The 16,139-nt window shown below is 65.3% G+C and carries 7 protein-coding genes (1 of these 7 only partly in view); 3 read left to right on the forward strand and 4 right to left on the reverse strand.

All coding sequences use genetic code 11. The features are described from left to right. A protein-coding gene (locus SynWH8101_RS01270; protein WP_130128253.1) for an autotransporter outer membrane beta-barrel domain-containing protein crosses the window boundary here: on the reverse strand, window positions 1-10,832 show its start. The gene continues 17,383 nt to the left of window position 1, outside the view; only the first 10,832 of its 28,215 coding nucleotides appear in the window; it begins with the start codon at window positions 10,830-10,832; the stop codon falls past the left edge of the window. Between the two features lie 215 nt (window positions 10,833-11,047). Between SynWH8101_RS01270 and SynWH8101_RS01275 the strand changes: the two genes are divergently transcribed. After that, window positions 11,048-11,794: a hypothetical protein gene (locus SynWH8101_RS01275; RefSeq protein WP_254428005.1), complete on the forward strand. Its 747-nt coding sequence runs from the start codon at window positions 11,048-11,050 to the stop codon at window positions 11,792-11,794. On the opposite strand, the gene SynWH8101_RS01280 is transcribed toward SynWH8101_RS01275, so the two are convergent. Continuing rightward, on the reverse strand, window positions 11,770-12,099 hold the full coding sequence (locus tag SynWH8101_RS01280) for a hypothetical protein (protein WP_130128254.1): 330 nt from the start codon (window positions 12,097-12,099) through the stop codon (window positions 11,770-11,772). The genes SynWH8101_RS01275 and SynWH8101_RS01280 overlap by 25 nt on opposite strands. A 37-nt stretch (window positions 12,100-12,136) precedes the next feature. Further along, complete coding sequence (locus tag SynWH8101_RS01285; protein WP_254428006.1) at window positions 12,137-12,955, reverse strand: phytanoyl-CoA dioxygenase family protein; 819 nt, start codon at window positions 12,953-12,955, stop codon at window positions 12,137-12,139. A gap of 47 nt (window positions 12,956-13,002) precedes the next feature. Between SynWH8101_RS01285 and SynWH8101_RS01290 the strand changes: the two genes are divergently transcribed. Continuing rightward, window positions 13,003-14,931 carry a hypothetical protein gene (locus SynWH8101_RS01290; protein ID WP_130128256.1) on the forward strand — a complete coding sequence of 643 codons (1,929 nt, stop codon included), beginning with the start codon at window positions 13,003-13,005 and terminating at the stop codon, window positions 14,929-14,931. Here the strand turns inward: SynWH8101_RS01290 and SynWH8101_RS01295 are convergent. Further along, window positions 14,913-15,176 carry a Nif11-like leader peptide family RiPP precursor gene (locus SynWH8101_RS01295; protein ID WP_130128257.1) on the reverse strand — a complete coding sequence of 88 codons (264 nt, stop codon included), beginning with the start codon at window positions 15,174-15,176 and terminating at the stop codon, window positions 14,913-14,915. The genes SynWH8101_RS01290 and SynWH8101_RS01295 overlap by 19 nt on opposite strands. A gap of 71 nt (window positions 15,177-15,247) precedes the next feature. Here SynWH8101_RS01295 and SynWH8101_RS01300 point away from each other — a divergent pair, with 71 nt between their 5' ends. Further along, complete coding sequence (locus SynWH8101_RS01300; protein WP_130128258.1) at window positions 15,248-16,132, forward strand: hypothetical protein; 885 nt, start codon at window positions 15,248-15,250, stop codon at window positions 16,130-16,132. Window positions 16,133-16,139: the final 7 nt, after the last annotated feature.

Raw genomic sequence — 16,139 nt, forward strand, 5'->3', positions numbered from 1 at the left:
TCACCGGCGAGGGAGACCTGACCACCAAAGGAGAAGTTGGTGTTGGAGGCATTGGTGGTGGCATTGCTGCCGGTGATGGAACCACCCTGACCGCCACCGCCACCGATGGACTGGAGGAGGATGCCTGTGGCGCCATCACCGGTGCCAAGGGTGCTGTTGCCGGTGACCACCGTGAGACTGCGGCTGCTGGGTACCAGCAGGCGGACACGGCCGCCAGCACCACCGACGCCACCGGAGCCGCCCATGGAGAAGGAGGCGGAGGCGGAGATGTTGGCTCCACCGGCACTTGCGGCATTGACGACGGAGCCACCGGCGCCACCACCGCCACCGACGGACTGGGCGAAGAGACCGATGGCGCCATCGCCGAGGGTCTGAATGGTGCCGGCGACGGAACCACCGATGGCGCCGCCGGATCCACCACCACCACCACTGCCGGAGACACCGGCGGAGGCGCCAAAGGAGAAGCTGGAATTCGCAGAGGTGGCTTCTGAGGAGGCATTGGAGGTGACGGAACCACCCTGACCACCACCGCCACCGACGGACTGGAGCAAGACGCCCGTGGATGAGGCGCCGGCGGTGAGGAAGGTGCCGTCGGCGTAGAGATTCACATTGCTGGCACTGCCGCCATTGCCGCCGGAACCACCCATGGCGAAGGAGGCGGAGAGGTTGCCACCGGCTGCAGCGGCGGAGTTAACGGAGCCACCGACACCACCACCGCCACCGACGGATTGGAGGAAGAGGGCATTGGCGTTGTCACCGCCGGTCTGCACTGCGAGGTTGGCGATCTGACCGCTGCTGCCAAGCTGCACAGCGCCGCCGACACCACCACTGGCTCCCGTGCCGGCAAGGCCGCCGGAGCCACCAAAGGAGAAATTGGTGTTGGAGGCGTTGGTGGTGGCATTGCTGCCGGTGATGGAACCACCCTGACCGCCACCGCCACCGATGGACTGGAGGAGGATGCCTGTGGCGCCATCGCCGGTGCCGAGCGCGCTGTTGCCGGTGACCACCGTGAGACTGCGGCTGCTGGGTACCAGCAGGCGGACACGGCCGCCAGCACCACCGACGCCACCGGAGCCGCCCATGGAGAAGGAGGCGGAGGCGGAGATGTTGGCTCCACCGGCACTTGCGGCATTGACGACGGAGCCACCGGCGCCACCACCGCCACCGACGGACTGGGCGAAGAGACCGATGGCGCCATCGCCGAGGGTCTGAATGGTGCCGGCGACGGAACCACCGATGGCGCCGCCGGATCCACCACCACCACCACTGCCGGAGACACCGGCGGAGGCGCCAAAGGAGAAGCTGGAATTCGCAGAGGTGGCTTCTGAGGAGGCATTGGAGGTGACGGAACCACCCTGACCACCACCGCCACCGACGGACTGGAGCAAGACGCCCGTGGATGAGGCGCCGGCGGTGAGGAAGGTGCCGTCGGCGTAGAGATTCACATTGCTGGCACTGCCGCCGCTACCACCGGCGCCACCCATGGCGAAGGAGGCGGAGAGGTTGCCACCGGCTGCAGCGGCGGAGTTAACGGAGCCACCGACACCACCACCGCCACCGACGGATTGGAGGAAGACACCGATGGCGTTATCGCCGACGGTTTGAACACCGAGATCCGCGAGGAGTGAGGAGCTGCCGAGCTGAACGGACCCACCGCTGCCGCCAGCACCGCCCTCACCGGCGAGGGAGACCTGACCACCAAAGGAGAAGTTGGTGTTGGAGGCATTGGTGGTGGCATTGCTGCCGGTGATGGAACCACCCTGACCGCCACCGCCACCGATGGACTGGAGGAGGATGCCTGTGGCGCCATCACCGGTGCCAAGGGTGCTGTTGCCGGTGACCACCGTGAGACTGCGGCTGCTGGGTACCAGCAGGCGGACACGGCCGCCAGCACCACCGACGCCACCGGAGCCGCCCATGGAGAAGGAGGCGGAGGCGGAGATGTTGGCTCCACCGGCACTTGCGGCATTGACGACGGAGCCACCGGCGCCACCACCGCCACCGACGGACTGGGCGAAGAGACCGATGGCGCCATCGCCGAGGGTCTGAATGGTGCCGGCGACGGAACCACCGATGGCGCCGCCGGATCCACCACCACCACCACTGCCGGAGACACCGGCGGAGGCGCCAAAGGAGAAGCTGGAATTCGCAGAGGTGGCTTCTGAGGAGGCATTGGAGGTGACGGAACCACCCTGACCACCACCGCCACCGACGGACTGGAGGAGGATGCCGTGGGAGCTCATGCCGGCGGTGAGGAAGGTGCCGTCGGCGTAGAGATTCACATTGCTGGCACTGCCGCCATTGCCGCCGGAACCACCCATGGCGAAGGAGGCGGAGAGGTTGCCACCGGCTGCAGCGGCGGAGTTAACGGAGCCACCGACACCACCACCGCCACCGACGGATTGGAGGAAGACACCGATGGCGTTATCGCCGACGGTTTGAACACCGAGATCCGCGAGGAGTGAGGAGCTGCCGAGCTGAACGGACCCACCGCTGCCGCCAGCACCGCCCTCACCGGCGAGGGAGACCTGACCACCAAAGGAGAAGTTGGTGTTGGAGGCATTGGTGGTGGCATTGCTGCCGGTGATGGAACCACCCTGACCGCCACCGCCACCGATGGACTGGAGGAGGATGCCTGTGGCGCCATCACCGGTGCCAAGGGTGCTGTTGCCGGTGGAGACCACCAGTCGACCGGGCACCGACAGATTGATGCTGCCGCCAGCACCACCGTTGCCGCCGGTCCCGCCCATGGCGAAGGAGGCCGACGCAGAGATATTGGCGCCCCCGGCGGATGATTCCGCTTGCGTCACTGAGCCACCGGCACCACCACCGCCACCGACGGACTGGGCGAAGAGGCCATAGGACTGATCGCCCTGGGTGCCGATCTGACCAATCAGGCTGCCATTGATCGCGCCGGCATTGCCGCCACCACCACCCTCACCGGCAACGCCGGCGGAGGCGCCGAAGGAGAAGCTGGAATTAGCCGTTTTCGCTTCTGAGGAGGCATTGGAAGTAACGGAGCCACCGGCACCGCCACCGCCACCGATCGATTGCAACAACACACCTGTGGCGTATTGGCCCGATGTCAGGAAGGTGCCGTCTGCGAACACGCTGACGTTGCCGGCGCTGCCTCCGTTGCCGCCGGCGCCGCCCATGCCGAACGACACCGAGAGGTTGCCGGCCGATGAGCCGTTGGTGGTGGAGGAGCCGATGCCGCCGCCACCGCCAACCGATTGGAGCAGCATCGCGGTGGCGTTGTCACCGAGGGTGGTGACGTTGACATCAACCAGGTTGGAACTGGAGCCGAAGCTGACAGCACCAGCCGAACCACCCGATCCACCGGTGCCACCAACCCCAGCTGAAGCTCCGAAGGTGAAGCTGGCATTGGAGTCGGTGGTGGTGGTGGATTTGACATCACCGGCCCGACCACCGCCGCCACCCAAACTTTGCAGGGTGATGCCCACCGAAGAGTCGCCACGGGTGAGCACATTGATCGGCTTCAGCCCAATCAGGCTGACGGCTCCACCAGAGCCACCGGATCCACCGGAGCCGCCCATCGCGAAGGACGCCGAACCAGACACACTGCTGCCGCCGGATGCCGACGCATCACTGAGAGCAGAGCCACCGGCACCACCGCCACCGCCGACGGATTGGAGGAACAGACCATCGGAGGAGGCGCCGCTGGTGACGACGTTGCCGCCATAACCAACCGAAACGGCCCCGGCGTTGCCACCACCACCGCCATTACCGGAGACGCTGACACTGGCGCCAAAGCTGAACGTCGAATTGCCGGAGCTGGAACTTGAGCTGCTGCTTGAACTGGAACTGGACGATGAACTGCTGTTGCCTGAGGGGGCGCTGGCGCTAGAGCGGGTGGTGGTGCTGCCGCCAGCACCGCCACCACCACCGATCGACTGGGCAATCAGACCTGCGGCGTTATCGCCTGCGGTGAGGATGTCGGCCAGAGTGTTGACGGTGACGTTGCTGGCGTTTCCACCAGCGCCGCCCTGGGCGCCCATGCTGAAGTTCACGTTCAGGGCGCCGCCCTGATTGTTGGCGCTAGCGCCACCACCGGTACCACCACCGCCACCGACGGATTGGGCCAGGAAGCCCGTGGCACTGTCGCCAGCTGTGGTGACAGCCAACACCAGTGGATTGCTGCTGCCGTTGCCGACGGTCACCGTGCCGCTATCGCCACCGGTGCCGCCCTTGCCGCCGACGTTGGCGCTGGCACCAAACGAATATTTGGATTCAGATTTGTTGTAGCTGGTGTTGCTGGTACTGCCGCCGGCACCACCACCGCCGCCGATCGATTGAGCGACCAGGCCCGATGCGAGCGAGCCGGAGGTGGTGATCGTGAGCCCGTTGCCGGTGCTGTCAGGCCGCACGGTCACCGAAGCACCCGATCCACCCTGGGTCCCGGCGCCGCCCAGATTGACGTTCACGCTGCCCTGAATCGTGTCGCTGCCCGATTTGGAGGCCGTGAGGTTGAACGATTCGCTGCTGCCGCCGGCGCCACCGCCACCACCCACCGATTGGGCGAGCAGGCCAGTCGCCGAAGCGCCGAGGGTGGTGATCGCACCCGACACATTGACCAGCACGTTGCCGGCATTGCCACCGGGGCCGCCGTCGCCACCCACATTGGCGCCGAGGCTGATCGGCTTTCCTGCCTTAGAGATTGTGGCCTGATAGCTGGTGGAGGAGCCACCGGTGCCACCACCGCCACCCACCGACTGGGCCAGGATGCCGTAGGAAAAATCTCCGGCGATCACATCACCGTCATCGTTAGAGAGACCGGTGGAGATGATGCTGCTCGACGACACGGTGACGGAGCCGGAATTGCTGCCACTACCGCCAGAACCACCCAGATTCACGCCACCGGTGATGGCCATCTGATTGGAATTGCTTGCGGTCGCCTGCAGGTTGAGGGTGCTGCCACCGCTTCCGCCGCCGCCGCCGATCGACTGGGCCACAATGCCGCCAGCGAAATCACCCAGGGTTGTGATCCTGGGAGCTGTGTTGGTGACCGTGACCGAGGCCGCCGAGCCACCAGCACCACCGGTGCCACCGATGTTGACGCCGATGTTGACGGCAGCATCGGAATTGGACGCACTCAACTGAGCGTTCGTCGCCGTCCCACCGGCGCCGCCACCGCCCCCCACCGACTGGGCGAAGAGTCCGTAGGCGAAATCGCCATACACCACATCGCCGTAGGTGCTGTTGCTGAGCAGCGTCCCGGTGCTGATCGTGCCGCTGTTGTTGATGGTGACGCTGTCGGCATTGCCGCCGGAGCCGCCGTCACCACCGACGTTGGCGCCGGCATTGATCGTTTTCCCCTTTGAGGAGAGGCCCAGCTGCACATTGACGGCCTGACCGCCACTGCCGCCCTGGCCACCGAGAGATTGACCGTAAACGCCTGCACTCAGGTTGCCGATGGTGAGGATGTCGCCACTGTTGGTGATGTTCACGGCACCGCCGGTGCCGCCGTTGCCCCCACTGCCGCCGAGATTCACACCGAAATTGGCGGCGTTGGATTGCGACAGGCTCAACTGGCCGCTGTAGGTGTTGCCACCGGCGCCACCGCCACCACCCACCGACTGGGCGTAGATGCCGTAGGCATTGTTGCCATACAGCACCTCATTAAGGATGGTGCCGGTGGTGATGGCTGCCGTGTTGCTCACGGTCACGGCACCGGCATTGGAGGCTGGGCCACCGTCGCCACCGATGTTGACCCCGGCATTGAGGGCCTGACCATTACCGCCACCGGCGATGCTCGCCTGGATGTTCAGCACGCTGCCGCCGACGCCACCGCCGCCACCGATCGACTGGGCCAGGATGCCCGTAGCGAAATCGCCAAGGGTGCGGATGCTGGAGCCCGTGTTGCTCACGCTGACGGAGCTCGCATTGCCTCCTGCGCCGCCGGTGCCACCGAGGTTTACGCCGGCATTGACCGTGGGTTGGCCACTGAAACCGGCAGAAAGCTGAGCTGAGATGGCGCTGCCGCCGGCACCACCACCACCGCCCACCGACTGGGCAAAGATGCCATAGCCATAGCCGCCGAAAAGTTGACTCTCACCGTTGACGTTGTTGGTGAGAACGGTGCCTGTGCGCAGGTTGCCGCTGTTGGTGACCGTGACGGATCCAGCGTTGCCGGCAGCAGCCCCTTTACCACCCACGGCTGCTCCGGCGTTGATGGCGGTTCCACTGCTCGACCCCGACAGCTGGGCATTAATCACACGGCCACCGGAGCCGCCGCCACCACCAAGCGATTGGGCATAGATCGCGGCCGCCTGATCGCCAAGGGTGGTGATCGAGCCGCTGTTGCTGATCGAGACGTTGCCGCTGTTGGACCCCGTGCCTCCATCTCCTCCAAGGCTGACGCCGACGTTGACTGAGGCATCCTGCGATAACGACAGGGTGCCACTGATGGCCTGGCCGCCGGCGCCACCGCCGCCGCCCACCGACTGGGCGTAGATGCCGTAGGCGTTGTTGCCATACAGCGTGTTGTAGGTGCCGTTGTCGAAGATCGTGCCGGTGCTGATGTCGGCGAGGTTGCTCACACTCACATTCGAGGCGGTGCCGCCGCTGCCACCCTTGCCGCCCAGGGTGACGCCAGCCGACACGGCGGTTTGTCCTCCGGAGGCCTGAATGTTGAGGGCGCTGCCACCGGCACCACCGCCACCGCCGATTGACTGGGCCAGGATGCCCGTAGCGAAATCGCCCAGGGTGGTGATCGAGGCACCGTTGTTCGTCACAGAAACGGAGCCGGCGGTGTTGCCGCTGCCGCCACCGCCACCGATGGCGACGCCTGTGCTGACAGAAACCTCAGTTCCAACCGCCACGTTGGCCTGCAGCACACTGCCGCCGGTGCCGCCACCGCCACCCACCGACTGGGCGTAAATGCCATAGGAATAGATGCCGGCGAGGTAGGCATCCAGACCATCAGCAGCGGGGATGACGCTGCCGGTGCTGATGGTGGCGTTGTTGGTGACCGACACATTGCCGGCGTAACCACCGCTGCCACCTTGGCCGCCAACGGTGGCCTGGGCGCTCACCGGGACTCCACCTGAGCCGGAGAGGGACGCGGTCAGCGCGGAGCCACCATTGCCGCCGCTGCCGCCCACCGATTGGGCAAAGAGACCGGCGGATTGGTCGTTGAGGGTGGTGACGGAGGTACCGGTGTTGTTGACGGTGACGTTGCCGGCGAAGGCACCGCTACCCGCCTTTCCGCCCACGGTGGCGCCGACGCCCACGCTGGCGCTGCCGCCCACCTGGAGCTGCCCGGTGATGGCGTTGCCGCCGCTACCACCGCTGCCGCCAACGCTCTGGGCGAACAGGCCAGGAGCATTGGTGCCTTCGGTGCGCAGCAGGGAGCTGTTGCTCACGCTCACCGTGCTACCGGAACCACCACGGCCACCGGTGCCGCCGAGGGTCACGCCCACGTTCACGGCGCCATCGCCCCCAGCAAGCTGGAGAGTCATGGCACTGCCGCCGGCACCACCGCCGCCGCCCACCGACTGGGCATAGATAGCCGCAGCATTGGCTCCAACGGTTTCGATGGAGCTGCCAGTGGAGCTCACGGTGACGCTGCCGCCGCTGCCGCCGCCGGATCCGCCACCGCCGATGGTGGCCCCGGCGTTCACGCCCGCACTGCCAATGGCGATGGAACCACTGATCGCATTGCCGCCGGATCCGCCACCGCCACCCACCGACTGGGCGAAAATGCCATAGGACTGACTGCCTTGGGTGCGGATGCTGCTGCCACTGGTGACGGTCACCGCGCTGGCATTACCACCGCCGGAACCAGAGCCGCCCACGGCCGCACCTGCATTCACGCCTGCTGCACCACCCGAGGCACTCACGCTCAGGACGGAACCGCCGGCGCCGCCACCACCGCCCACCGATTGGGCGTAGATACCAGCCGATTGATTACCAAGGGTGGAAATCAATCCGGAGCTCGTCGTCACCGTGACGCTGCCTGCATTGGCACCGCTGCCTCCGGTGCCGCCCACCGACCCACCCACGTTCACGCCGGCACTACCACCGCCGGAGAGTTGGATGTTGAGGGAAGAACCGCCCTGGCCACCACCGCCGCCGATCGACTGGGCCAGGATCCCCTGGGAGAAATCACCGAGGGTGCTGATCAGGTCATCATCAGCAAAATCTGCCGTGACGGTGACATTGCCGGAGTTGACACCGCTGCCACCGGAACCGCCGATGCCGAAATTGGCGCTGACACCGGCGGTGCCGCCAATGGCCACGCTTCCGGTGATCGCCGAACCGCCCTGGCCGCCGCCACCACCGACCGATTGGGCCAGGATGCCGGGGGAGTAGCTCTCGCCTTCGATCAGGCCAGTGCGGATCGATCCGTCGCTGTAGGTGAGATTGACGTTGCCGCCGGCACCACCACCACCACCGGATCCGCCAACGCCGACGGCAACGGAACCACTGGCCACCGGATTGGCACTGAAGGATCCGGTGATGGCCGAACCGCCGCTGCCGCCACCACCACCGATGGACTGAATCAGGATGCCCGGCGAATAGCTGCGGGAGGTGCTGAGATCGCCGCTGATGTTGCCGCTGGCGCTGCCGGCAGAACCGCCCGAAGATCCTGACCCACCGACACCGACGCCGATGCTGGCGGTGATCGAGCCTGAAGCGGAAATGGCGCTACCACCACTGCCGCCGCCACCGCCGATGCTGCTGATGCTCACGCCTGGCGAATAGGCGCCGGTGGTGGTGATCGCTGAGCCGCTGAAGTTGGCCGACACGCTGTTGCCACTGCCCCCGGCGGAACCGGAACCACCCACCGAGGGGGCGACGGCACCGGCACCGGCGGAGATGCTCAGGCTCTGACCGCCACTGCCGCCGCCGCCGCCGATGCTGGCGGCATTCAGGCCGGGAGACTGGAATCCAGACGTGCTGATCGTGCCATCGGCAAAGACATTGACCGGGCCGGAATCACCACCACTGCCACCTTTGCCACCCACGCCGACGCTGGCGCTGATCCCAGCACTGAAGGAGATGGCGCCTGCGCTGCCGCCGGCGCCACCGCCACCGCCAATGCTGGTGGCACTGATGCCTGGCGAGAAATCACCACGCGTGGTGATGTCTGCAGAGAACGGCGACCCGCTGGCGCCCACATTGACGGTGCCGCCCGTGTTGCCGGATCCGCCACTACCGCCCACTGCGACGGAGACGGAGAAACCAGCACCGACAGAACCGGACGTGGAGCTGCCGCCGTTACCGCCGCCGCCGCCGATGCTCTGCACCAACAGGCCAGGGGAGCTGTTGCCAGAAGTATTGATCGTGATGGGGTCAGCATCTGCAGGTGCGGTGACCTGAGCTGTTCCACCCTTGCCGCCGGCGGCACCATTGCCACCCACGGCAACAGAGATACCAACGCCCGCTGAGCTGGCATTGCCGCCATTACCGCCGCCGCCGCCGACCGATTGCACGATCACCCCAGGGGCATAGTCCTGGAAGGTGGTGACGCTACCGCCGGAAAGCTGGGCGGACGCAGTGCCGCCGTCACCACCGGTGCCGCCCTCGGCACCGAAGGCGATGATTCCGTAACTGGTGCCGGCACTGCCGCCGCCGCCACCGATCGACTGCACCAGGATGCCGGAGGAGAGGGTGCCGGCACTGGCGGGACCTGTGGTGATCGATCCGCCTGAAAAGGTGAGTGAGGCCGTGCCGGCATTGCCGCCTGCACCGGCCGTGGAGGACGACCCCAGCGTGATCGCAGACACCATGCTGCCGATGGCACCACCGCCGCCGCCGATCGATTGAACGATGATCCCCTGAGAGCTATCGCCATTGGTGATGATGGTGCCGGCGCTCATCGACGCGGAGGCCGTGGCGCCATCACCGCCGGCTCCCCCTTCACTCGAGCCCAGATTCACGATCGACACGGAGCCGGGGACGGAACCGCCGCCGCCACCGACCGACTGCGCGTTGATGCCCGGCACGTTGTTACCGGTCGTGCTGATCGTGCCGGTGTTGCTGGCGTTCACGTTGCCGGCGTTACCGCCGGTACCACCAGTGCCGCCATAGGTGACGATCAATCCGCCGCTACCGGAGGCGCCACCCTGGCCGCCCACCGATTGCACCAGGATGCCGGCGCCGCCGGCGTCACCGGCAGAGTTGACAGTGATCGTGCCGGCATTGGTTCCGGTGGCCAGGCCGGAAAAACCGCCCGTGCCACCTGTCCCACCGGAGCCGAAAGTGCCGCTGCCGCCTTCGCCACCGATGCCACCGGTGTTCTGCGAGAGCACACCGATCGCACCACCGTTGTCGGAACTGGTGGAGCTGTTGCTGACGCTTACTGAGGCACCGCTCTGAATCGTGATCCCTGCCGTCTGACCGGTGGAGCTGCCGCCGGCTCCTCCAGGACCACCACTAGAGAGGCCAGCGCCACCGCCATCCCCGCCCTGTCCGGAAATCGCTGAGGCCTGAACGCCGACCAGTTTGTTGGCGTTGGCTGAGAGCGAAATCGAGCTGCCGCTCGACATCGTGACGGAGACATTGCCTGGCGAGCCACCCGTTCCGCCCGCACCGCCGTTGCCGACGGACGTGCCACCCGTACCGCCGTTACCTCCTGTGGATTCGGAGCCCAGGCCCCCACCCTCGGTGCCGGAGATCGCTCCGTAATTGCCAGTGACCGTCTGGGTGATGTTGGGCCCCTGACCGCCGCTACCACCGGTTTCGCCGGTGCTGCTCCAGGGGTCATAACCCTTATTGGAGCCGTTGCTACCGGTTCCGTAGAGGTAGGGGTCTGACGGTGGAGAGGTGTAGGAGCCTGAGCCGACATTCTGAGTCTGGGCGAGCACGCTCGTCGTCTTCCCCGCCAACAACATGAAGGCGGGAAGGAGAGCCAGTGCCGAGGATGCTCGCCGATTCAATGCGGGAATCGCATTTCAATTCGGCAGAGATTAATGGCACAGCGGGGGGCTGCCATCGCTTTTGTTTCGAGATGCCGCCAGTTCCCGGAGTGGTTTCAGAGCAGCTGATCACTGCTTGAATCCCCCCAGTCGCCGTGAATTCCTTGGCCACACGACTTGCTTGTGGGCGAGCCGCTTTGGGCTCGTTAGTGATCGCTGCGGGATTCGGCGCAGGAGGGCTGTTTTCAGCGGCCCGAGCGCTTCCCCCCGAGCAGGTGGATCAAGCCTTTGCCACGGTCACGGTCTTGACCCCGGTCACGGCAGCCGGCGAGGTGAGAGCCCTGAAAGACGTGGGCATGGTGGCGTTCTTCTCCCCTCTGGCTGCCGATCTTTTTGCCAAGAACTGGCGCCAGCGTCAGCCCGGCGAAGCTGAGTTCCGGGTGGCGCCTCTGGCTCTCACCACGTTTGAGGCGGCGTATCTTGCGGCGCGCCAGAAGGATGAAGCGCTGCAGCGGGCCTACCTGCCCGATCCTGCCCAGATTCCGGCTGTGGTGGGTTTGCTGCAGCAGCAGGGTGTTCAGCCCGAGCAGGCCAGAAATTTGGCCCGGCAGCAGCCCTACGTGCTGTGCCCCGACCCCTTGGTGCGGATCACCCCAACGGCTCAGGGGGCTGACCGCAGCACGTCATCTCGCACGGTGGTGCCCTGTGCGTTCTCCTTCACCACGATGGCTCTGTTGGTCAACCAGAGCAACGTCTCAGCCAAGCGCCCCACCGTGCTGAAGGCCTATTCGCTCGATGAGATGGTGCGCTTCCTTTCCAATGAGAACGGGGAGGATGCCCGCAACTTGGTCATCACCTCCCCGATCCCCCGTTCCTCCAGCCCGGCTCAGGCGGCCTCGTCTTCCGATTGAGCGGCGTCAACCTGAGCTCCATCCACTGTGGCGATCGGCTCCAGGCCAGCGGCGGTGATCAATTGCGTGAGCGTGACCGTCATGCTCTGCTGAGCTGATGCGAGCTGACGCAGGCGAAAGCGGTGCTCATTGAGTTCGTTCTCACAGCGGATGAGGTCGTTGAGCACAACCACAGCATCGGCGGGCAGGGCTTCCATCGGATAGACCCGACCGTCGAGGGTGAGGGTCTGCTGACCGCCATCGGCAGACGTTGGGTTCAGGGCTTCCGCCTGCACCATCTCTGAGGCGTTCTCGTGGTCGCTCATGGTTGTTGAGGTTCAACGGATGAAAAGATGACGAACCTTAGGTGAGTTCTTTTCGAGGGCTGCAGCGAATCCAGGGATTGTGATGGCTCGGCACGGGGTCACCCTCCCGCAAGCCAGGGAAGCAGGAACGATGAAGGCCCTCGCGCAGGAGGTGGGATTGGCCGCGCAGACTCTGCGGAGCCAGGCTCATGGCCGGGGCCAGTCGCAGCACTCCTTCTCCGCAGCCATACACGGCCACAATCGCCAGCCGTTCAGTGGCGGCCTCGTGGCAATCGCTGCCATGCAGGGTCCAGCCGTCGTGGTAGCTGCAATCCCCGGGCTTCAGGCCCAGCGTCGTCGTGTGGTCACGCCCATCGGCGGTCCAGGTGCGTCGATTTTTTCTGTGGCTGCTGCTGCTGCTGCCCCCATCCAGCAGCTCACAGCAGGGATGGGGCGCGCGCCAGTATTCCAATGGTGCGTCGGCCTGGGATCGGATCGAACTGAGGGGGATCCAGATTGTGAGGAACTCGCAGCCTTCCACCGGAATGAACAGGGCATCCTGGTGCCAGGGGGTCAGTTCACTGCCGGGTCGCTTGCAGTAGGTCTGATCGCGCAGGAGCCACACCCGATCGCTGCAGAGAAGATCGGCGGCCAGTTGCGCTGGTTCTTCCTCGAGCAGCCAGCGCTCCAGTTCCGGGTGATCTTTCCAGAGATTTTCGCGAAAGTCCCAGTGCTGGCCGTAGCCCCGCACGCTTGCTTCGAGTGAGCTCTCTGAAGCTGATGGCTGCTGAATCAGGGAGCGGATCCGCTCCACTTTGTTGGCTGCGCAGAATTCGCGCATCACCCCCTGGCGATCGATCCAGGCTGCAGCAGGCACGCTCAGACAGCAAGAGGCTGTCATCATGGCGCTCCTGAGGTTGTTGCATGCGCCCCACCTGGGACTCCTTCTGGCATGGTTCGCCGGCCGCATCGGCGTTGCTCGAACCCCTGAATCCCTCCTCGGTGCAGCGCAACTTTCTCTGCGGTCTTTCGCCTTTCGATGCCCCGGCCATCGGTTTGGAGCTTTCCAAACGGGGCCTGCGTCGCCGCCCCCACATGGCGGCCCTGATCCTCAGCAACCGACTCCAGCGCTGGCAATCCATCCTCGCGCCGTTTCTCGATGGCGCCGGCCGTTGTTCCGGAGGACTCTCGCCCCGGGATCTGCAGGGCCTGTTCGAGCCGATTGCGGGCCTTCAGGCGGAGACCTGGCTGGAATTCACCGAGGCTCCCCGCGTCCGCGTCGGCCAGCCGTTTCTGCTGTTCCGTCGCCTCGCCGATTCCATGCCTCAGGCGAGGGTGGGCGTATGGCTTCAGCGCTGGCATGCCGGCCTCGCCCCAGCGCTGCGTTCCAGGCTGCCTCTGCCCTCCGGTGATTGGTGGGCCGATCTGGCTCCGCTGTCGCTTGGATCCCTCGATCAGGTGGGGGTGGATCTCCATCCCGGCCGAGAGGAATGGCGGTTGCTGTTCGCCGTGCCATCGCCCCAGGCTCTGTTGCAGCAGTTGGATCTGGCGCCGCTGCTCCGGGAGGCGTTGCAGGGGTTTCCACTGGCTCTGGCGCTCGGTAGTCGCCAACGGTTTCGGGATCGCTACGCCCTCGAGGTGTTTCCCCTCTATCGCCTGCAGCACACGATCACCGGTCATCCGGGGCCGATTCCCACGGGCTCTGAGCAGTGGCCGCGATGGCCAGCCCATCCGGCCCTCCTTTCGGCTCGAAAGCTCGACGCGCTCGCCAAGCTCGGGCTGTATCACCCATCCCTCTCCTGTGGTTCCCGGAGGGTTGCGCTCCGGGGCGGACTCAGTCATCAGAAACTGGTGTTTGAGGCCTCCGCGTTGGTTGACCACAAGGCCTACATGGGGGCGATGGTCAGTGCTCCCATCGCAACGAGCTGGGATCACGCCCTCGCCTGGTTGGCCCAGGCCGATCAGGGCTGGGGTGGCTTTGCTCTGCGTCCGGGATTGTCGGATCAGTGGGTGCCTCTGGCCTGTCTCACTCTGCTGGCTGACTGGCGAGAGCATGCCCGCCTGAAGGCGGCCTATACCCGTCAGCAGCGTGCGCTGGAGTCTCTTCTCGAATGTCCCCGTCCGGTGGGTTACAACCGCCACACGCCCGTGGATGGCGACAGTTCGATCTGGCTGCGCCGCTGTCTGCTCGCTCTCGACCGCGCCTCATCTCCAGAGTTGGATCACTGGCTCGAGCAGATCTGGCGAGCGGATGAGGGAGTGCGCACTTATCCCGACCCTGGCCCGATCGCGGCCTTCATTCAGCGACCCGTGGCTCAACTCAAGGGATGGTGTGCTCCTCACGACTGTGTGCTGGCCAATCTCGCCAGCGACCCGGGCCTCCCCCATGCGGCTGAGGCACTCCAGCTTCTGCGTCAGCGTCTCGATCAGGGCCTGTTCCGCAGCACCTGGTGGCCCCATGACGGCCTGATGCTCAGCCTGCTGCCGCGCGGCTGCTTGCCGCGTTTGCTGGTGCGGAGTATTCAGGCTCAGACGCTCACGCCTGCCGTGCGAGCGGCGATGCCCGAAGAGGCGGCGGAGCGCCTCGAACGCTTTGCTCAAGCGCTGTTTCTGCTGCGTCACGGCACCACCCCTGAGCAGCACCTGGCCAGTGAGAAGTTGGATCGACTGATCACCGCACCGGACGCCTTTCAGTCGTTGCTGGTGATGCAGCTTCCCGATCCGAACATTGTGGATCCGGCGAATCAGGCCAACTGGCGCTGGGCTGGTGACCGGGAAGGGGGCCTGGCCCCTGACCCCCATGGCTATCTCGCTGCTGCGTTGTTGCTGAGCGCTCAGGTGCGATCCAAATAAGCCTGGAAGTCGTTCATGCCGAAGAGGTCGTCGATGCCGCCCTCCACCAGTAGATCGAGGTCGTCGTCGCTCATCGCCAGGATCTGCTCCGCCTGGGCGCGAAGCAGATCGGCCGCCCTCACCTGAAATCCCTTGTCCCTGGCCAGGCTCAGCACCCCTTGGAGGTCGAGGCTGCTGAGCTGGTCCTGCAGGTCCGGGTTGCTGTCGATGCTGTTGAGAAAAGCCTCGAGATCTTGGCTGGCCATGGGAAGGCAGGTGGGCGCTCTGGTCTGAATCCTGTCATCAGTGCGATTGGCGCCCCATAGGATCGAGCCACATGGCTGAAAGCAACGTGCATCTCCACTTTCTGATCCCTTGTTACGGCGGTCAGATCTCGGAAGTCACCTTCACCAGCTTTGTGCGTTTCATCGCCAGGGCACCGCAGTGGGGACTCGAGTGGAGCCTGGACACGTTGGTGAATGAAAGTCTGATTCCCCGTGGCCGGAATGCGCTGGTGGCCAGGGCGATGAACAATCCCCGGGCGACCCACCTGATGTTTGTGGATGCCGATATCGGCTTCGACCCTGAATACATCCTGATGCTGCTTCAGGAGGATGTCGATGTGATCGGGGGCGGCTACCCCAAAAAAAGTCTGCCGATCGATTACGTGATCAATCCGCTCCCTGATGGCGAGGTGGATGACACCAAAGCGGAGGTGGAGCGGATCGGCACCGGTTTCCTGCTGCTGAAGCGTGACGTGTTCACACGGATGGCGGAAGCGATGCCGGAGCTCCGTTACACGGACGACTGTGGCCTCGATCCCTCCATCAACACCCATCTCCATGCCTTCTTCGAGTGCGGGCTGTTCGGTGAAAAAGTGTTCATGAGTGAAGACTGGCTCTTCTGCAATCGCTGGCGCTCCCTTGGGGGCAGGATCTTTATCTCCAAGCGTTTTGCCCTCACCCACGTGGGCAGCTATGCCTTTTCGGAGGCCTCGCAGGCGGCTTTGTTATCGCGCCTGAGTTCCCAGATGGCAGTCAATCCGGCCTCGGCCGGTTCGGTGGCAGCGACTGCCGTTGTCGACCAGCCGGTGAAAGACGCGAAACCCGGCAAAGCAGCCAAAACCAGCAAAACCAGCAAAACCACCGCCAAAACCACTTCCAAAACCACGGCTGCGGCCCGGCGTCGCACCAAGCCGGCCGACAGCCGCCCGGCAGACTGAGCGCCGG

The sequence above is a fragment of the Synechococcus sp. WH 8101 genome (genome assembly GCF_004209775.1).
Taxonomy (GTDB): Bacteria; Cyanobacteriota; Cyanobacteriia; order PCC-6307; family Cyanobiaceae; genus Synechococcus_C.

What these genes read in the sequence shown, in the direction of transcription:
- SynWH8101_RS01280 (WP_130128254.1), bottom strand. Translation starts at nt 12,099, where the DNA reads ATGAGCGACCACGAGAACGCCTCAGAGATGGTGCAGGCGGAAGCCCTG.
- SynWH8101_RS01290 (WP_130128256.1), top strand. Translation starts at nt 13,003, where the DNA reads ATGCGCCCCACCTGGGACTCCTTCTGGCATGGTTCGCCGGCCGCATCG.
- SynWH8101_RS01295 (WP_130128257.1), bottom strand. Translation starts at nt 15,176, where the DNA reads ATGGCCAGCCAAGATCTCGAGGCTTTTCTCAACAGCATCGACAGCAAC.
- SynWH8101_RS01300 (WP_130128258.1), top strand. Translation starts at nt 15,248, where the DNA reads ATGGCTGAAAGCAACGTGCATCTCCACTTTCTGATCCCTTGTTACGGC.